Source organism: Streptomyces sp. NPDC025793 (assembly GCF_055558375.1).
Genome location: NZ_JBVHMR010000015.1, coordinates 104,691 through 121,723, shown reverse-complemented (window position 1 = coordinate 121,723; position 17,033 = coordinate 104,691). Strand labels below are relative to the sequence as shown.

Genomic DNA, 17,033 nt, shown 5'->3' with positions numbered 1-17,033 from the left:
GCCCACCTGCGCGTAGTTCGTCAAGTTCCGCTTCGAAAGCGGAAGTTGAAGCTCGTAACGCCGCGTTCCGCTTGACGCGATCCTTGGGTGAGGGTTTGCTGTGCGTGATCGGTCGATGGCAGCCCGAGAAACAGGAAGTTCCGCGGTGCCCCCTCCTCTCCCTCTGCTCGGCGCGGGCCGGGCCCCCACGGACCAGTCCGGCGACACCGCCCCGGACGGCTCCGGCCCGCACGGTCCGGGGGTCCACGGGGTCTACGACGACGCCCTGGACGACGGCGAACTGCTCACCGCGCGCGCCGCGTTGGCCCAGGGACGCCGGCAGGCCGCCCGCTCCCTGCTGCTGCACACGGGCGACGACTGGGACCGCCGGGGCCACCGCCTCACCGCGCTCGCCGCCGAGCCGTACGCCCTCGCCTGGGCCCGGGACTGGCAGCTCGCCGAGCCCGAGTCCGCCGACGCCGCCGCGCTGACCGCCCTCGCCCAGGTCCACCGCGCCCTGCGCGGCAAGGAGGACCCCGACCGGGCCCGCGAGGCCTGCGCCGCGGCCGCCGCCCTCGCCCCCGTCGACCCCACCCCCTGGCTCGGCCTGCTCCGGCTCGCCCGCACCCTCGGCCCGGAGCGCGAGGTGCTCGGCGTCTTCGCCGAGCTGCGCCGCCGCCACCCCGAGCACCACCACGCCCACCACCTGCTCCTCGCCCGGCTCGCCGAGCGGCCCGCGGGCGGCCGGGGCGCCGAGATGCACGAGGCGTACGACCTGGCCGAGCTGGCCGCCGCCGAGGCCCCGGCCGACTCCCCGCTCGCCGTCCTGCCGGTCGTCGCGTACGCCGAGCGCTACCGGGTCCTCGCCGCCACCGGCCTGGCCTCCGCCGACCCGGCCGCCTCCGGGCACTGGTCCGGCCCCCGGGCCCGCCGGATCCTCAGCGCCTGCTTCGACTGGTGGCTGGAGTGGGAGCACGACGAACACCCCCGCCGCCACGTCGACCTCAACCACCTCGCCTTCGCGCTGTCCTGCGCCGGCCGCCCCGCCGAGGCGGCGGCCCTGTTCCAGCGCATCGGCCGGCACGCCACCCGGGCGCCCTGGTGCTACGCACACCGCGACCCGCGCGCCTCCTTCCGCGAGGCCCGCGCCCGCGCGCTGAACGGCACGGTGGGCTGAACGGCACGGCCCGCTGAGCCGTACGGCTCTCCGAGGCGTATGTAAGAAGTCATTACGGAAGTCTGACCGGTGCCCCGATTCCCTGGCTCCCCACAGCCCCGAGTGCTCGAATGAAAACGTGAACTCTGAACAATCCGAGGAACGGCACGGTGAGCGGGGCGGCACGCCCGTCGGCCGCCGCGTGCTCCTCGGCACCCTCGGCCTGGGCGCGCTCGGCGTGGTCGCCGCGCCCACGCTCCAGCGCGGCATGGAGGGCTTCCTCGGCACCGTCGCCGGCAAGGACCCCACGGGCCTGACCGGCCTGCTGCCCAACGGCGGCGGCTTCCGCTACTACTCCGTCGCCGCGTCGGTGCCGGACAGGACGGCCGCGAACTACCAGCTGACGATCGACGGCCTGGTCGACCACCCGCGCACCTACACCCTGGCCGACCTGCGCGCCCTGCCGCAGACCCGGCTGGTCAAGGACGTCCAGTGCGTCACCGGCTGGCGGGTGCCGGGCACCCCCTTCGAGGGGGTCCGCCTCGCCGACCTGCTGGACGCGGCGGGGGTCCGCTCCGCCGCGAAGGCGATCCGCTTCACCTGCTTCGACGGCACCTACACCGAGAGCCTCACCCTCGACCAGGCCCGCCGCCCCGACATCCTGGTCGCGCTGCGCATGCAGGACAAGGACATCGGCCACGACCACGGCGGCCCGGTCCGCCTCTACGTCGCCCCCATGTACTTCTACAAGTCCGCCAAGTGGCTCTCCGGCATCACGGTCACCGACCATGTCCAGCCCGGCTACTGGGAGCACCTCGGCTACGACGTCGACGCCTGGGTCGGCAAGTCGAACGGACGGACCGATGCCCCTACGAGCTGACACCCCGGCCCCGCCGGACGCCCGGGTCCGCCGCTTCAGCCCGGCCGAACGCTGGGTGCACCGCGTCACCGCCGCCCTGATGGGCGTGTGCGTGGCGACGGCGGCGATCCTCTACGTCCCGCAGCTGGCGATCCTGGTCGGCCGCCGGGAACTGGTCGTCCGGGTCCACGAGTGCGCGGGCCTCGCCCTGCCGGTGCCGGTCCTGCTCGGCCTCGCCTCCCGCGCCTTCCGCACCGACCTGCGCTTCCTCAACCGCTTCGGCCCGCACGACCGGATGTGGCTGCGCGCCGCGCTGCTGCGCGACAAGCGCCGGTCCTCCCGCCCGGCTGGCAAGTTCAACGCCGGCCAGAAGGTCTACGCCGCCTGGATCGCCGGCGCCACCCTGGTCATGCTCGGCACCGGGCTGCTGATGTGGTTCACCCACCTCGCCCCGCTGATGTGGCGCACCTCGGCGACCTTCGTCCACGACTGGCTGGCCCTGACGATCGGCGTGGTCCTGGCGGGCCACATCGGCATGGCCCTGGGCGACCCGGAGGCGCGACGGGGCCTGCGCACGGGGACGGTGAGCAGGGACTGGGCGAAGCGGGAACACCCGCTGTGGCGCCCGTGAGTCCGCTCAGAACTCCAGCAGCACCTTGCAGGAGCGGCTGCGGTCGGCGGCCAGCGCGAACGCCTCCTCGGCGTCCCCCACGGGAACCACGCGACTGATCAGTCCGTCGAACTCCCCGCGCGCGGCGAGCAGTTCCAGCGCGTCGTCGAACTCCGCACCGAAGCGGAACGCGCCCCGCAGCTCGATCTCCCGGCTCACCAGGAGGTTCCCGGCGAACGGGCTCCGGCCCGGCGGCAGCATCCCGAGCTGGACGACCACGCCCCCGCGCCGCACGCGCCGCAGACAGGTGTCGAGCCCGCCCACGGCCCCCGACGCCTCGACGGCTGTGTCCGCCTCGTCCGCCTCGTCCGGCCATCCGGCGTCGTCCGGGTCGTCGGCCCGCACGAGCGCGTCGGCTCCGGCGACGGCCGCGTACCGCAGTGCCTCCGGCAGCAGGTCGGTCACCGTCACCCGCGCCGCGCCGGCCGCCTTCGCCGCCGCGACCACCAGGCACCCGATCGGCCCGGCCCCGGTCACCAGCACATGCCGGCCCGTGACGTCCCCGGCCCGCCGCACCGCGTGCAGCGCCACCGACAACGGCTCCGCGAGCGCGGCCCGCCGCAGCCCGAGCCCGTCCGGAAGTTCCCTCAACTGATCGGCGGGAACGGCCACGTGGGCCGCGAACCCGCCCTGCACATGCGGGAAGCGGGCCGCGCTGCCCAGGTACCGGGTGTCCCGGCAGACGTTCGCCCGCCCGTCCGCGCACTCCGGGCAGTGTCCGCACGGCGTGGCGGGGTGCACGGCGACCGCCGTACCCGGCGCGGGACCCGTGGCCCCGGCGCCGTAGGACACCACGGTGCCCACCACCTCGTGCCCGAGCACCATCGGCTCCCGGAGCCGGAAGTCACCGACCCCGCCGTGCCGCCAGTAGTGCAGATCGGAGCCGCAGATGCCGCCGTAGCGCACGGCGACCAGGGCCTCGCCGGGCCCGGGGACCGGCATCGGCAGCTCGGCGACCCGCAGGTCGCCCGCGCCGTGGATGACACAACCCGGCATGGCCACCGCTCCTTTCTACAGGACGCTCGTCATGCCGCCGTCGACGTACAGGATCTGCCCGCTCACGAAGTCGGCCGCGGGCGAGGCCAGGAAGAGCACGCCGCCCACCAGGTCCTCCGTGCGGCCCCAGCGGCCGGCCGGGGTGCGCCGGCGCACCCATGCGTCGAACTCCTCGTCGTCCACCAGGGGCCGGGTCAGCTCGGTCTCGATGTAGCCCGGGCCGAGCCCGTTGACCTGGACGCCGTACGGCCCCCAGTCCGCGCACATGCCCTTGGTGAGCATCTTCAGCGCGCCCTTGGTCGCCGCGTACGGCGCGATGCCGGGGCGGACGACCTCGCTCTGCAGCGAGCAGATGTTGATGATCTTGCCGTGGCCGCGTTCCGTCATCCGTCGGGCGGCCTCGCGCCCGACGAGGAACGGGCCGGTGAGGTTGGTGTCCAGGATCCGGTGCCAGTCGGCGTCCGCGAACTCCAGCAAGGGGGCGCGCAGTTGCATGCCCGCGTTGTTCACCAGGATGTCGAGCGGGCCCACCCGCTCCTCGACGTCCGCGATCCCGGCGGCCACCGAGGCGCCGTCGGTCACGTCGAACACGGCCGTGTGGATCCGGTCCCGGTCCCCGGGCAGCTGTGCCGCCGCTGTCGCGAGGCGGCCGGCGTCGCGTCCGTTGAGGACGACCGCGCAGCCGGCCTCGGCCAGGCCCCGGGCGAGGGCGAGTCCGATGCCCCGGCCGGCGCCGGTGACCAGGGCCGTGCGGCCGCTGATGTCGAAGAGCGGGTGAGCCGTCATCGCCGTACCCCTAGATGATCAGTGAGAGCAGCAGGACCAGACCGCCGGCCACCACCGAGAGGATCGTCTCCATGGCCGACCAGGTCTTGACGGTCTGCCCGACGTCCAGCCCGAAGTACTCCTTCACCAGCCAGAAGCCGGCGTCGTTGACATGGCTGAAGAAGAGCGAGCCGGCGCCGATGGCGAGGACCAGCAGGGCGGTGTGGGTGGTCGACATGCCGGCCGCCAGCGGAGCCGCGAGTCCCGCCGCCGACACGGTCGCGACCGTCGCCGAACCCGTCGCCAGCCGGATCACGACCGCGATCAGCCAGGCCAGCAGGAGCGCCGGGATCGACCAGTTCCTGGAGATGTCCAGGATCATCTGGCCCACCCCGGAGTCGATCAGCGTCTGCTTGAAGCCGCCGCCCGCGCCGACGATCAGCAGGATGCCGGCGATCGGCATCAGGCCCTTCTCGACCGTCTGCTGGAGCCGGTCCTTGCCGAACCCGGCGGCCCGGCCCAGCGTGAAGAAGCCGGTGATCACGGCGGCGAGCAGGGCGATCAGGGGAGAGCCGATGACGTCGAAGACCCGCTGGGTCCGGTTCGCCGGGTCGTCCACGACGATGTCCACCAGCGCCTTGGCCAGCATCAGCACGACGGGCAGCAGCACGGTGGCGAGCGTCGCGCCGAAGCCGGGACGGTTCTCCAGCTCCTCCGAGGGGCGCTGCGGCAGCATCCGGTCGGGCGCCTGGACGTCCACCCAGCGGGCCGCGACCCTGGAGAACAGCGGACCGGCGATGATCACCGTCGGGATCGCGACCACGATGCCGAGCGCCAGGGTCACGCCCAGGTTGGCCTTGACCGCGGCGATCGCGACCAGCGGCCCGGGGTGCGGCGGGATCAGGCCGTGCATCACGGACAGACCGGCCAGGGCCGGGATGCCGATGCGCATCAGGGAGTAGTTGCCGCGCTTGGCGACCATCAGCACGACCGGGATCAGCAGCACGATGCCGATCTCGAAGAACAGCGGCAGGCCGACCACGGAGGCGATGAGCACCATCGCCCACGGCATGGCGCGCCCGCCCGCCTTGGCGAGGATCGTGTCGACGATCTGGTCGGCACCGCCGGAGTCGGCCAGCAGCTTGCCCAGGATCGCCCCGAGCGCGATCAGGACACCCACACTGGCCACCGTGGAGCCGAGCCCGGTGGTGAAGCTGGTGATCGTCTTGTCGAGCGGTGCCCCGGCAGCGGCCCCGAGCGCCAGCGACCCGACGGTCAGCGCCAGGAAGGCGTGGAGCTTGAACTTGGTGATGAGCAGGACGATCACGGCGATGCCCACGAGGACGGCGATGCCCAGCTGGGCGTGTCCTGCGGAGGTGATCGGCGCAGGCGCGTCCGCTGCCAGCATCTCGACGCTGAGTCTGGTCACGGGGGTTCCCTTGCGGTTACGGGGACTTTTCGGGGGTGTCCCGCCGGGGCGGGGGTTGCACGGATGCGGGGGTCACGCGAAGGCGTGGGTAACGCGGGCCTCACGCGGCGGCGGGGAGGGCGGCCAGCGCCCGTACGGCGCGCTCGGTGATCTCCTCGGGGCCGCCGCTGACGTCCACGGCGACACCGGCCTCGTCCGGCTCCAGGGGCTGGAGCGTGGCGAACTGGGAGTCCAGCAGCGCGGTCGGCATGAAATGGCCCTGGCGGTGGCCCATCCGGTCCTCGATCAGCTTCCGGTCGCCCGTGAGGTGCACGAACACGATCCCGGGGGCGGCGGCCCGAAGCCGGTCGCGGTACGACCGCTTCAGCGCCGAGCTGCTGACCACCCCGCCCAGTCCGGCCCGCCCGTGCGCCCAGTGCCCGATGGCGTCCAGCCACGGCCACCGGTCGGCGTCCTCCAGCGGGGTCCCGGCCGACATCTTGGCGATGTTGGCCGGCGGATGGAAGTCGTCGCCCTCGGCGTACGGAACGCCCAGCCGCGCGGCGAGCAAGGGACCGATGGTGGTCTTGCCCGTCCCCGCGACGCCCATCACGACGACGACCTGGGGGCTACGCATTTCTGCCTCGCTGTCTTCCTCGACATCCGACGCCACATCGGCGTCGCCACACTGAAACTCATTAGGTACGACGAATTCAAGAGTGTGTGACATATAAGTCTGACTTTTTCGGTCGGTGATCCAGGCCGTACGCTGAGTGCATGAGCACACCGGGCCGGGGGCTGCACGGCCATGTACTGGACTCCCTCGGACCCGCCATCACCGGGGGCGAGTACCCCCCGGGCAGCGTCCTGCGGACGGACGAACTCGCCCAGCACTTCGAGGTGTCACGCTCCGTGATGCGCGAGGCGGTCCGCGTGCTCGAATCGATGCACCTGGTCGAGTCCCGCCGCCGGGTGGGTGTGACCGTCCGCCCCAAGTGCGAGTGGAACGTCTACGACCCGCAGGTCATCCGCTGGCGCCTCGCGGGCGCCGACCGCCCCCACCAGCTGCGCTCGCTGACCGTGCTGCGCTCCGCGGTCGAACCCGTCGCGGCGGGCCTCGCCGCGCGGCACGCGACGGCCGGGCAGTGCGCCGAACTCACCGAGTGCGCCCTCGGCATGGTCGCCAACTCACGCGGCCACCAGCTGGAGGGCTACCTGATCCACGACATGGCCTTCCACCGCGTGATCCTCACGGCCTCGGGCAACGAGATGTTCGCCCGCCTCGGCGACGTCGTCGCGGAGGTGCTGGCCGGGCGCACCCATCACGAGGTCATGTTCGAGGACCCCGACCCGGCGGCCGTCACCCTGCACGTACAGGTCGCGGAGGCCGTCCGCGAGGGCGACGCGGCCCGCGCGGAGGAACTGACCCGGCAGATCACCGTGGGCGCCCTCCAGGAACTGGACATCCTGGCGCCCTGACCGCGTCAGTCGAGGAAGTCCCCGTCGACGTACACCCACGCCCCGTCGACCCGCTCGAAACGGCTGCGCTCGTGCAGCGAACCGCCCCGGTAGGAGGCGCGGAACGTCACCGTGCCCGTCGTGTGGAACGCGGACCCGTCGGTGCTGTCCAGGATCTCCAGCCCCGTCCACCGCATCCGCGGATCCAGCTCCAGCCGCTCCGGCCGGGTCCGGGGATGCCAGGTGCGCAGCAGGTACCCCGCGTCCCCCCGCACGAACGCGCTGTACCGCGACCGCATCAGCGACTCGGCCGTCGGCGCGCCGGCGGTTCCCCGATGGAGGCGGCCGCAGCAGTCGTCGTAGGTCCCGGGGAGTCCGCAGGGGCACGTGCGCGAGGTCATGGGCCATATTCTGCCCGGCCGAGGAGAGGCGGCCACTGCGGGTCGGGTGCACAGTGGAAGGGCGACGCGCGGTGCAGGGAGGCGAGGCGGGCGATGACCGATTCCATGCGGGGCCGTCCCCCGGCCGTCAAGGAGTGGCGGCTGAACCTGTATCTGTCCGAGCACGACCCGGACACCACGGCCCGGATCGTGCTGGACACCGGGGACAACGTTCTGGAGAGCCGGGCGGAGGCCCGCCGCAGCCCGTACGACCCCGACGTGCCGGAGATCGGCGACGAACTCGCCGCCGGGCGGGCGCTGATCGCCATGGGCCGGATCCTGCTGCGCGCGGCCGACGGGGACATGAAGGCCGTGGGAGCGGCCGACATGGAGGAACTGTCGCCGCTGTGGATGGACCGGAAATGGGAATGAGCCTCCTCAGCGCCCCTTGCGCAGGAACTTCCGCAGCTTCGCCAGCGGCCACGTGTTGATCACGTCCTCACCGGTCAGCCAGCCGCGCTGCGCGGTGCCGATGCCGTAGCGCAACGCGGCGAGATGCGGGACGGCGTGCGCGTCGGTGTTCACGGCGAACCGCACCCCGTGCTCGCGGGCGCGCAGGATGTCCTCGTCCCGCAGGTCCAGCCGGTCCGGCTGGGAGTTGACCTCCAGCGCCGTGCCGGTGCGCGCGCACGCCGCGAACACCTCGTCCCAGTCGGCGTCGACCCCGCGCCTCCGGCCGATCAGCCGGGTCGTGGGGTGCCCGAGGATGTTCACGTACGGGTTCTCGACGGCCCGCACCAGCCGCTTCGTCATCGCCCCGCTGCCCAGGTCGAAGTGCGAGTGCAGCGAGGCCACGCACAGGTCGAAGCCCGCCAGGAACTCGTCCGGCCAGTCCACCGCACCGTCCGGGCCGATGTTCAGCTCCGTGCCGTGCAGCAGCCGCATCCTCCGCCGGCCGCCGTCCAGCTCCCGCAGCCGCTCCCGCTGGGCGAGGATCTTCTCGTCGGTCATGCGCTGCATGTACAGGTCGGGCGCGTGATCGGTGACCGCGTAGTACGCGTAGCCGCGCGCCGCGGCCGCCGCCACCATCTCCTCCAGCGGGGCCAGCCCGTCGGTGAGGTCGGTGTGGGTGTGCAGATCACCGCGGATGTCCTTCTCCGTCACCACCTCGGGCAGCTCGCCGTGCAGGCCCGCCTCGATCTCCCCGCGGTCCTCCCGCAGCGTCGGCGGGATCCACGGCAGCCCGAGCCGGGCGTACACCTCCTCCTCGGTACGGGAGGCCAGCGACTCACCGCTGTCCGCGTCGAACAGGCCGTACTCCGACAGCTTCAGCCCCTGGTGCACGGCGATGGTCCGGGTGCGGATGTTGTGCGCCTTGGAACCGGTGAAGTACTGCAGCGCGGCACCCCACGACTCCGGCGGCACCACCCGCAGGTCCACCTGGAGCCCCTTCGCGGTGCGCACCGACGTCTTCTTCGTGCCCCGCGCGATCACCTCGGCCGTGGCCGGCAGCTCGCACAGCGCCGCCATGAACGCCTCCGACCGCTTCGCCGCGACCAGGACGTCCAGGTCGCCGACGGTCTCCCGCATCCGGCGCAGCGAACCTGCGTACGCACAGCGCCTGCACCCGCTCACCCCGGACAGCTCGCCGACGATCTCCTCGGCCGTCTCCAGGGCCAGCGACAGCGGGACCCTGGCGCCCGCCTGCTGGAGCAGCTCGATGCCGTGCCGGATGTTGTCCTGCGTCTTCTCGCCGAAGCCCTTCAGATCGGCCAGCGCGTCCGCCTCGATCGCCGAGGCCAGCTCGCTCACCGACGCGATGTGCAGGTCCTCGTAGAGCCGCAGCGCCTTCTTCGGGCCGAGGCCGGGGATCGCGGTCAGCTCCCGGACCCCGGCCGGGATCTTCGCCCGCCGCTCCTCGACCACGGCCATCTTCCCCGTGCGCAGGTACTCGGCGACCTTCTCGGCGATCGACCGGCCCACGTTCGGGATCTCCCGCAGACCGGCGAGGTCCAGCGTGGCGATGTCCGTCGGATACCCGCCGATGGCACGCGCCGCCTTCTCGTAGGCGCGCGCCTTGAAGGCGTCGCCTCCCGTGATCGAGACGAGGTCCGCGTACTCCCGCAGGAGCGCCTCGACCTCCTCGTTGGGCCGGGCCACCCCTCAAGTCTAGGGAGCTTGCCCGGGCAGCGGCCTGGCGAGCACCGGCAGCGGCGGCAGCTTCGCCCCGTACACCCACGCCTCGAACAGTCCGGCCGTCGGCTCGTCCGCGAACCGGGCCACGTGCTCGGCGAACGCGGCCGTCGTCACCGTGCCGCTGCGGTGCAGCCGCACCCAGTCGCGCAGCATGCGGAAGAACGCCTCGTCGCCCAGCGCGCAGCGCACCGCGTGCAGGGTCAGACCGCCGCGCTCGTAGACCCGGTCGTCGAACAGCGACCGGCGCCCCGGATCGGCCAGCCGCAGATCCTGCGGCAGCGTGGTCAGCAACTGGTGTGCGGTGGCGGCCAGTTGCTGGGCGCTGCGGCCGCCCGAACGCTCGGACCACAGCCATTCCGCGTACTTGGCGAAACCCTCGTTCAGCCAGATGTGCCGCCAGTCCGCCACCGACACGCAGTTGCCGAACCACTGGTGCGCCAGCTCGTGCGCCACCAGCCGCTCCGAACCCCGGGCGCCGTCCACGTGGTTGGCGCCGAACAGCGACAACCCCTGTGCCTCGACGGGCACATCGAGCTCCTCCTCGGTCACCGCGACCGCGTACTCGTCGAACGGGTACGGCCCGAACAGCTCCTGGAACATCTCCATCATCGCGGGCTGCCGCGCGAAGTCCCGGGAGAACTCCGGGAGCAGGTGCGCCGGGATGTGCCCGTGCTGCGGCACCCCGCCCGGACCCGGATCGCCCAGCAGCACCGTCTGGAACTTGCCGATCGCGAGACCCACGAGATAGCTGGACGTGGGCGCGGACTGCTCGTACACCCACGTGGTCGTGGACGCCTTCGTCGTCCGGGTCAGCAGCCGCCCGCCCGCGACCACCGCGTACGCCGACGGCGTCGTCACCGAGATCTGGTACGACGCCTTGTCGGCGGGCCGGTCGTTGCACGGGTACCAGGACGGCGCGCCGGTCGGCTGGCTCGCCACCAGCGCCCCGTCCGCCAGCTCCTCCCAGCCGAGCCCGCCCCAGGGGCTGGCCACCGGCTTCGGGTTGCCGGACCAGTGCACCTCGACGGTGAACGCGGCCCCGGCCCGGACCGGCTTGGCGGGCTTGATCCGCAGCCGGCCGCCGCGATGCGTCCAGTGCGGCTGGCGGCCGTCCACCCGGAGCCGGCCGATCCTGAAGTCGGCCAGGTTGAGCTGGAACTCGGTCAGTGGCGACCGGCCCGCGATGGCGTTGATCCGGGCCGTGCCGGCCAGCCGGTTGGGGCCGGGCCGGTAGTCCAGCGCGAGCTCGTAGCGATGCACCCGGTACCGTGCGTCACCGTTGTCCGGGAAGTAGGGGTCCGGGCCGGCCGACTGCTGAACTGCCACTGCTGTGTCCGCTCCCTGCGCTGTGCCACCACTCCGCTGCGCCGGCGCACCGTTCACCGACGCCGAGAGGCCCGCGGTCACGGACGCCATGCCTCGATCGGGTTGCCGAGCCAGCGGGTGTCGTCCGGGACGGACTCCGCGGCCATGACGAGCGACGCGGGACCCAGGGTCGTACGGGCCCCGACCGTGCTGCCGGGCAGCACGATCCCGCCAGGACCCAGTGTGGCGCCCTCACGGAGTACCACAGTATCCGTCCGCAAGATCCGGTCATGGAAGAGGTGTGTCTGGAGCACACAGCCGCGGTTCACGGTGGCCGCGTCCTCCAGCGTCACCAGGTCCGCCTCCGGCAGCCAGTAGCTCTCCACCCACACCCCCCGGCCGATACGCGCCCCGAGCCCGCGCAGCCACGCCGTCATCACCGGCGTCCCCGGCACGGAACCGGCCAGCCACGGCACCGCCAGCACCTCGACGAACGTGTCCGCCAGCTCGTCGCGCCACACGAAGGAGCTCCACAGCGGATGCTCACCGGTGCGGTGCCGCCCCACCAGCGCCCACTTCGCGACGACCGACCCGAGGGCCGCGACGCCACCGGCCAGCAGCAGCACCGCACCCGACAGCGCCCACGCCCACACGCCGAGCGCGCACAGCGCCGCCACCGTCGCCGCGGCCAGCGCCGCCGAGCACAGCACCGGCACGATCCGGCACAGCTCCACCAGAGCCCGCGCCCACAGCAGCCGGGCGGGCGGCTCGTACGTACGGCTCTGGTCCCCGTCGGCGGCGCTGCGCGGCAGCTTCACCGGCGGCAGCCCCAGGTACGAGGTGCCCTTCTTCGCCTTCTTCGGCGTCGCCGACAGCACCCCGACCAGCCCGCCGTCCGGCACGCTGCGCCCCGGCGCCGTCATCCCGGAGTTCCCGAGGAACGCCCGCCGCCCGATCTCCGCGCGCCCGATCCGCACCCAGCCGCCGCCCAGCTCGTACGGCGCGGTCAGCGTGTCGTCGGCGAGGAACGCCCCGTCGCCGACAGTGGTCAGGCTCGGCAGCGCCAGCACGGTCGACACCTCGGCGCCCCGCCCGATCCGCATCCCCAGCAGGCGCAGCCACACCGGCGTGACCAGCCCGGCGTACAGCGGGAACAGCGTCTCGCGCGCGCGGTCCATCAGCTGCGTCACGGTCCACGCCTGCCAGCCGATCCGGCTGTGCGTCGGATGCGTGCCCTCGCGCAGGCCGAGGCTCAGCGCCCGTACGGCGACCAGGATCAGCAGCGCGTACGCCAGCCCGTAGGCCAGCGTGGCCGGGACCAGGGCTTCCGCGGCCCCGCGCAGGGCCCGGCCCGCGGAGTCGCCCGACGCCACGAAGAGCCCGGCGACCAGCAGCGCGGCCACGCCCGCGACCAGCGGCAGCGCGCTCAGCGCGAGCCCGGTCAGGCCGTACATCACCCGCCAGTACGTGCCCCGCTGCGGGCGCTCCTTCGGCCAGTTGCGCTTGGCCTTGCCCAGCTTCACCGCCGGCGCGCCCGCCCAGCGCTGGCCGGTCGGGACCTGCCCGTTCACCGCCGAGCCGGGGGCCACCTCGGCGCGCTTGCCGACGCGGGCGCCCGGGAAGAGCATGCTGCGGGTGCCGACGGTGGCGTGCGCGCCGACCCTGACCGGGCCGACCTCCAGCCGGTCGCCGTCCAGCCAGTACCCGGACAGGTCGACCTCGGACTCCACGGCCGCGCCCCGGCCCAGCCTGAGCATGCCGGTGACCGGCGGCAGCGAGTGCAGGTCCACGTCCGGCCCGATCCTGGCGCCCAGCGCCCGCGCGTACCGCTCCAGCCAGGAACCGGTGAGCGTGGTCGCCCCGCTGAACTCGGCCAGCCGCTCGGCCGCCCACAGCCGCAGATGCACGCTCCCGCCGCGCGGATACCGCCCGGGTGCGAGCCCGCGCAGCAGCAGCCGCGCCCCGCCCGCCGCGAGCGCGATCCGGCCGGGCGGCGTGAAGAACAGCAGCGCGCCGGCGCCGAGGAGCCACCAGGGGGCGGTCGGCAGCCAGGCGTACCCCGGCAGCACGTTGCCGACGGCGGCCAGCACGAGCGTCCAGCGCAGCCCGAGCAGCGTGAACAGCGGAAGGAGCAGCAGCAGCTGGACGACCTGGGCGCGGACGGGAACCGGAGCCACGGTCCGCGTGCCGCCGTCGTCCTGCACCGACTGCTCCAGCCGCCGGGCCAGCTTGCGCAGGGTCGGCTGCTGGTAGATGTCGAGGACGGCCGCGCTCGGGTAGCGGGTGCGCAGCCGGGTGGTGAGCTGGGCGGCGGCGAGGCTGCCGCCGCCGATCGCGAAGAAGTCGTCGCCGGCGCCGGTCACCGGGATGCCCAGCACCTCGGTCCACTGCTCGGCGAGCCAGGCCTCGGTGCCGTACAGATCGGCCTTGGGCGTCTCGACGCCCTCCAGCGGCCAGGGCAGGGCGCCCCGGTCCACCTTCCCGGACGTCCGGGTCGGCAGCTCGGCGACGGGCGCGAGCAGCGGTACGAGCGCGGCGGGCAGCTCGGCGCGCAGCTTCTCGACGGCGGCCGCGTGGTCCCAGCCGTCCTGCGTGACGACGTAGCCGACGAGCAGCTGATTGCCGCTGCGGGCGGTGCGCACGGCGGCGGCGGCCCCCGCGACGCCCGGCAGCGCCTGGAGCGCGGCATCCACCTCGCCCAGCTCGATCCGCCGCCCGCCGAGCTTGATCTGCTCGTCCGCCCGCCCGAGGAAGACCAGCCCCCCGGGCTCGGCCTTGACCAGGTCCCCGCTCCGGTAGGCCCGCTCCCAGCCCAGCGACTGGAGCGGCGCGTACTTCTCCGCGTCCTTCTCGGCGTCGAGATACCGCGCGAGCCCGACCCCGCCGATCACGAGCTGCCCGCTGTCGCCCATGGCCACGGGCTCACCGCCGTCGTCGACGACGGCGAGCTCCCAGCCGTTCAGCGGCAGCCCGATCCGGATCGGCTCCTCGCCGGTCAGCAGGGCGGCACAGGCCACGACGGTCGCCTCGGTCGGCCCGTAGGTGTTCCACACCTCGCGCCCCTCGGTGACCAGCCGCTGCGCCAGCTCGGGCGGGCAGGCCTCACCGCCGAAGATCAGCAGCCGTACGTCGTTCAGGGTCTCGGGCTCCCACAGCGCGGCCAGCGTCGGCACGGTGGACACGACCGTGATCTCCTGCTCGACCAGCCACGGGCCCAGATCGGCACCGCTCCTGACCTGCGACCGGGGCACCGGCACCAGACAGGCGCCGTACCGCCACGCCAGCCACATCTCCTCGCAGGACGCGTCGAAGGCGACGGACAGCCCGGCCATGACCCGGTCCCCGGGCCCGATCGGCTCCTCGGCCAGGAACAGGGCGGCCTCCGCGTCCACGAACGCGGCGGCGCTGCGGTGCGAGACGGCGACGCCCTTGGGCCTTCCGGTCGACCCGGAGGTGAAGATGATCCACGCGTCGTGCCCGGTCCCGGGCCGCGCGGCAGCGGAGCCGCCGGCGTCGCCCCGCACGCTGATGGCGCACCCGGCCCCGACGACCGCCCGTACGTCCGCCTCCCCGAACACCAACTCCGCCCGCTCGTCCGGGTCCTCGGCGTCGACGGGGACGTAGGCGGCACCGGCGGCGAGCACGGCGAGGATCGCGACGTACAGCTCGTTGGTCCCCGACGGCACCCGCACCCCGACCCGGTCCCCGAGCCCGACCCCGGCCTCGGCCAGCCGCCGCCGCACCCGCTCGACCTCACCGGCCAGCGCCCGGTAGCTGAGACACGTCGTACCGTCGTCCAGCGCGGGCTCGTCCGGGTGGGCCCGCACGGTCGCGTCGAAGACGTCCACCAGCGTGCGCGGCGACCCGGCGGGCCCCGCCGAGAAGCGGGCCCGGTCGCCGAACTCCGTGCGGATCTCTTCGTCGAGCAGGCCGAGAGCACTGCTCTCGTCTATGGCTGCCATCGGGTCCTCACGTCGGTCCGGCTGAAGTCACAAACCGAAGATTTTACTCCGACGCTAGGAGCAGGCTCCGGGTCCGGCCACTCGGGAGGGCCGTACCGGTGGCCGGGAGGAAGCCGGCCCGAGGGCGCTGAGCTGGGAATCCTCGCGCCGTACGAGACATGCCCCACACACCGCCAATGAGCGGACAATCAGGGGCGGTTGGGGCGCCGGACGGCGGGCGGAACCACTCGGGGCGCATGCGAAAGGGCCCCTGATCAACAGGGGCCCTCACTGGTGTCCGAGGGGGGACTTGAACCCCCACGCCCGATAAAGGGCACTAGCACCTCAAGCTAGCGCGTCTGCCATTCCGCCACCCGGACAAGGTGTCTGTCGTGCGAAGGATCCCTTTCGGCGGGGTTTCCCTCGCGGCGACGAAGGAAACATTACCAGGCTTTCGGGGATGGCTGATCACCCCCGGTCCCGGGGCCGTGCCGCATGAACGGCGTGTGACGGGCCATGCCCCGTCTTGGGCCGGGGGCGGGGCCGGAGAGAGGATGAGGGGACCCAGCAGCAGTGACAGCGGGAGGAAGCACGTGAGCGAGACGGACACGGCCAGGAGCGTCACCGGCGAGGACGAGGTCGTGGACCTCTGCCGCGAGCTGATCCGGTTCGACACCAGCAACTACGGCGACCACTCGGGCCCCGGTGAGCGGGCGTCCGCCGAGTGGGTCGCCGAGAAGCTGGCCGAGGTCGGGCTGGAGCCGAAGATCTACGAGTCGCACCCGGGCCGCGCCTCCACGGTCGCCCGTATCGCGGGCGAGGACCCGTCGCGGCCGGCGCTGCTGATCCACGGCCACCTCGACGTCGTACCGGCCAACGCCGACGACTGGACCCACCACCCGTTCTCGGGCGAGGTCGCCGACGGCTGCGTGTGGGGGCGCGGGGCCGTCGACATGAAGGACATGGACGCCATGACCCTGGCGGTCGTCCGGGACCGGCTCAGGAGCGGGCGCCGGCCGCCGCGCGACATCGTCGTCGCGTTCCTCGCGGACGAGGAGGCGGGCGGTACGTACGGCGCCCGGTACCTGGTCGACAACCACCCGGACCTCTTCGAGGGCGTCACCGAGGCCATCAGCGAGGTCGGCGGCTTCTCCTTCACCGTGAACGAGCAGCGGCGGCTCTATCTGATCCAGACGGCCGAGAAGGGCATGCACTGGATGAAGCTGACCGTGGCCGGCACCGCCGGGCACGGCTCGATGATCCACCGGGACAACGCCATCACCGAGCTGTCCGAGGCCGTGGCCCGGGTCGGCAGGCACAAGTTCCCCGTCCGGGTCACCAAGACCACCCGGGCCTTCCTCGACGAGCTGGGCGACGCGCTCGGCACCGAGCTGGACCCGGAGAACATGGAGGCCACCCTCGCCAAGCTCGGCGGCATCGCCAAGCTGATCGGCGCCACCCTCAGCAACACGGCCAACCCCACGCAGCTGAACGCCGGTTACAAGGTCAACGTCATCCCCGGCGAGGCCACCGCGCACATCGACGGACGGTTCCTGCCCGGCTACGAGGAGGAGTTCCTCGGCGACCTCGACCGGCTGCTCGGCCCGCACGTCCGGCGCGAGGACGTGCACGCCGACAAGGCCGTCGAGACCGGCTTCGACGGCGCGCTGGTGGAGGCCATGCAGTCCGCGCTGCTCGCCGAGGACCCCACCGCCAAGGCCATCCCCTACATGCTCTCCGGCGGCACCGACGCCAAGTCCTTCGACGACCTCGGCATCCGCGGCTTCGGCTTCGCCCCGCTGAAGCTGCCGCCGGAGCTGGACTTCGCCGGCATGTTCCACGGTGTGGACGAGCGGGTGCCGGTGGACGGCCTCCAGTTCGGCGTGCGGGTGCTGGACCGGTTCATCGACGCGTCGTGAA

The 17,033-nt window shown here is 73.1% G+C and carries 14 protein-coding genes and 1 tRNA gene; 6 read left to right on the top strand and 9 right to left on the bottom strand.

What is annotated here, in order from left to right; all coding sequences use genetic code 11:
- The first annotated feature begins 145 nt into the window (after positions 1–145).
- The 3 genes from ACZ4MF_RS26905 (at position 146) to ACZ4MF_RS26895 (ending at position 2,625) form a co-directional block, all read left to right on the top strand.
- Entirely contained in the window at positions 146–1,156 is a 1,011-nt protein-coding gene (locus tag ACZ4MF_RS26905) for a hypothetical protein (RefSeq protein WP_467494479.1), read from the top strand.
- 118 nt (positions 1,157–1,274) lie between these two features.
- Positions 1,275–2,015, top strand: coding sequence for a molybdopterin-dependent oxidoreductase (locus tag ACZ4MF_RS26900; protein ID WP_467494478.1), 741 nt, complete (start codon positions 1,275–1,277; stop codon positions 2,013–2,015).
- Positions 1,999–2,625 carry a cytochrome b/b6 domain-containing protein gene (locus ACZ4MF_RS26895; protein WP_467494477.1) on the top strand — a complete coding sequence of 209 codons (627 nt, stop codon included), beginning with the start codon at positions 1,999–2,001 and terminating at the stop codon, positions 2,623–2,625. Before ACZ4MF_RS26900 ends, ACZ4MF_RS26895 begins: the two co-directional genes overlap by 17 nt.
- Before the next feature lie 6 nt (positions 2,626–2,631).
- Here the strand turns inward: ACZ4MF_RS26895 and ACZ4MF_RS26890 are convergent, their stop codons facing one another.
- The 4 genes from ACZ4MF_RS26890 to ACZ4MF_RS26875 form a co-directional block, all read right to left on the bottom strand.
- Complete coding sequence (locus tag ACZ4MF_RS26890; protein WP_467494476.1) at positions 2,632–3,660, bottom strand: L-idonate 5-dehydrogenase; 1,029 nt, start codon at positions 3,658–3,660, stop codon at positions 2,632–2,634.
- Between the two features lie 15 nt (positions 3,661–3,675).
- Positions 3,676–4,446 (bottom strand): SDR family oxidoreductase, encoded by a 771-nt coding sequence (locus ACZ4MF_RS26885; protein WP_467494475.1) that lies wholly within the window; start codon positions 4,444–4,446, stop codon positions 3,676–3,678.
- A gap of 10 nt (positions 4,447–4,456) precedes the next feature.
- Complete coding sequence (locus ACZ4MF_RS26880) at positions 4,457–5,854, bottom strand: GntT/GntP/DsdX family permease (protein WP_467494474.1); 1,398 nt, start codon at positions 5,852–5,854, stop codon at positions 4,457–4,459.
- A 100-nt stretch (positions 5,855–5,954) separates the two neighbouring features.
- Complete coding sequence (locus tag ACZ4MF_RS26875) at positions 5,955–6,470, bottom strand: gluconokinase (RefSeq protein WP_467494473.1); 516 nt, start codon at positions 6,468–6,470, stop codon at positions 5,955–5,957.
- Between the two features lie 140 nt (positions 6,471–6,610).
- Between ACZ4MF_RS26875 and ACZ4MF_RS26870 the strand changes: the two genes are divergently transcribed.
- The gene (locus tag ACZ4MF_RS26870; protein WP_467494472.1) at positions 6,611–7,312 is read left to right on the top strand and encodes a FadR/GntR family transcriptional regulator; all 702 of its coding nucleotides are present in this window, start codon (positions 6,611–6,613) and stop codon (positions 7,310–7,312) included.
- A 5-nt stretch (positions 7,313–7,317) separates the two neighbouring features.
- Here the strand turns inward: ACZ4MF_RS26870 and ACZ4MF_RS26865 are convergent, their stop codons facing one another.
- Positions 7,318–7,692 (bottom strand): YchJ family protein, encoded by a 375-nt coding sequence (locus ACZ4MF_RS26865; protein ID WP_467494471.1) that lies wholly within the window; start codon positions 7,690–7,692, stop codon positions 7,318–7,320.
- 93 nt (positions 7,693–7,785) lie between these two features.
- On the opposite strand from ACZ4MF_RS26865, the gene ACZ4MF_RS26860 reads away from it, so the two are divergent.
- On the top strand, positions 7,786–8,103 hold the full coding sequence (locus ACZ4MF_RS26860; protein ID WP_356022431.1) for a dsRBD fold-containing protein: 318 nt from the start codon (positions 7,786–7,788) through the stop codon (positions 8,101–8,103).
- Between the two features lie 6 nt (positions 8,104–8,109).
- Here ACZ4MF_RS26860 and polX read toward each other — a convergent pair whose 3' ends face one another.
- The 4 genes from polX to ACZ4MF_RS26840 form a co-directional block, all read right to left on the bottom strand.
- Positions 8,110–9,831 (bottom strand): DNA polymerase/3'-5' exonuclease PolX, encoded by a 1,722-nt coding sequence (gene polX, locus ACZ4MF_RS26855; protein ID WP_467494470.1) that lies wholly within the window; start codon positions 9,829–9,831, stop codon positions 8,110–8,112.
- A gap of 9 nt (positions 9,832–9,840) precedes the next feature.
- Positions 9,841–11,193 (bottom strand): M1 family metallopeptidase, encoded by a 1,353-nt coding sequence (locus tag ACZ4MF_RS26850; protein ID WP_467494469.1) that lies wholly within the window; start codon positions 11,191–11,193, stop codon positions 9,841–9,843.
- Between the two features lie 77 nt (positions 11,194–11,270).
- Positions 11,271–15,134, bottom strand: coding sequence for a Pls/PosA family non-ribosomal peptide synthetase (locus ACZ4MF_RS26845; protein ID WP_467494468.1), 3,864 nt, complete (start codon positions 15,132–15,134; stop codon positions 11,271–11,273).
- Between the two features lie 271 nt (positions 15,135–15,405).
- Positions 15,406–15,493: transfer RNA gene (locus ACZ4MF_RS26840), tRNA-Leu, on the bottom strand.
- A 213-nt stretch (positions 15,494–15,706) separates the two neighbouring features.
- Here ACZ4MF_RS26840 and ACZ4MF_RS26835 point away from each other — a divergent pair.
- Positions 15,707–17,032: a M20/M25/M40 family metallo-hydrolase gene (locus ACZ4MF_RS26835; RefSeq protein WP_467494467.1), complete on the top strand. Its 1,326-nt coding sequence runs from the start codon at positions 15,707–15,709 to the stop codon at positions 17,030–17,032.
- The last annotated feature ends 1 nt before the right edge of the window (position 17,033 follow it).

Bases quoted from the DNA above. Each gene is read 5' to 3' on its own strand.
- ACZ4MF_RS26895 (WP_467494477.1), top strand. From the start codon at position 1,999: ATGCCCCTACGAGCTGACACCCCGGCCCCGCCGGACGCCCGGGTCCGC.
- ACZ4MF_RS26890 (WP_467494476.1), bottom strand. From the start codon at position 3,660: ATGCCGGGTTGTGTCATCCACGGCGCGGGCGACCTGCGGGTCGCCGAG.
- ACZ4MF_RS26885 (WP_467494475.1), bottom strand. From the start codon at position 4,446: ATGACGGCTCACCCGCTCTTCGACATCAGCGGCCGCACGGCCCTGGTC.
- ACZ4MF_RS26875 (WP_467494473.1), bottom strand. From the start codon at position 6,470: ATGCGTAGCCCCCAGGTCGTCGTCGTGATGGGCGTCGCGGGGACGGGC.
- ACZ4MF_RS26870 (WP_467494472.1), top strand. From the start codon at position 6,611: ATGAGCACACCGGGCCGGGGGCTGCACGGCCATGTACTGGACTCCCTC.
- ACZ4MF_RS26865 (WP_467494471.1), bottom strand. From the start codon at position 7,692: ATGACCTCGCGCACGTGCCCCTGCGGACTCCCCGGGACCTACGACGAC.
- ACZ4MF_RS26860 (WP_356022431.1), top strand. From the start codon at position 7,786: ATGACCGATTCCATGCGGGGCCGTCCCCCGGCCGTCAAGGAGTGGCGG.
- ACZ4MF_RS26845 (WP_467494468.1), bottom strand. From the start codon at position 15,134: ATGGCAGCCATAGACGAGAGCAGTGCTCTCGGCCTGCTCGACGAAGAG.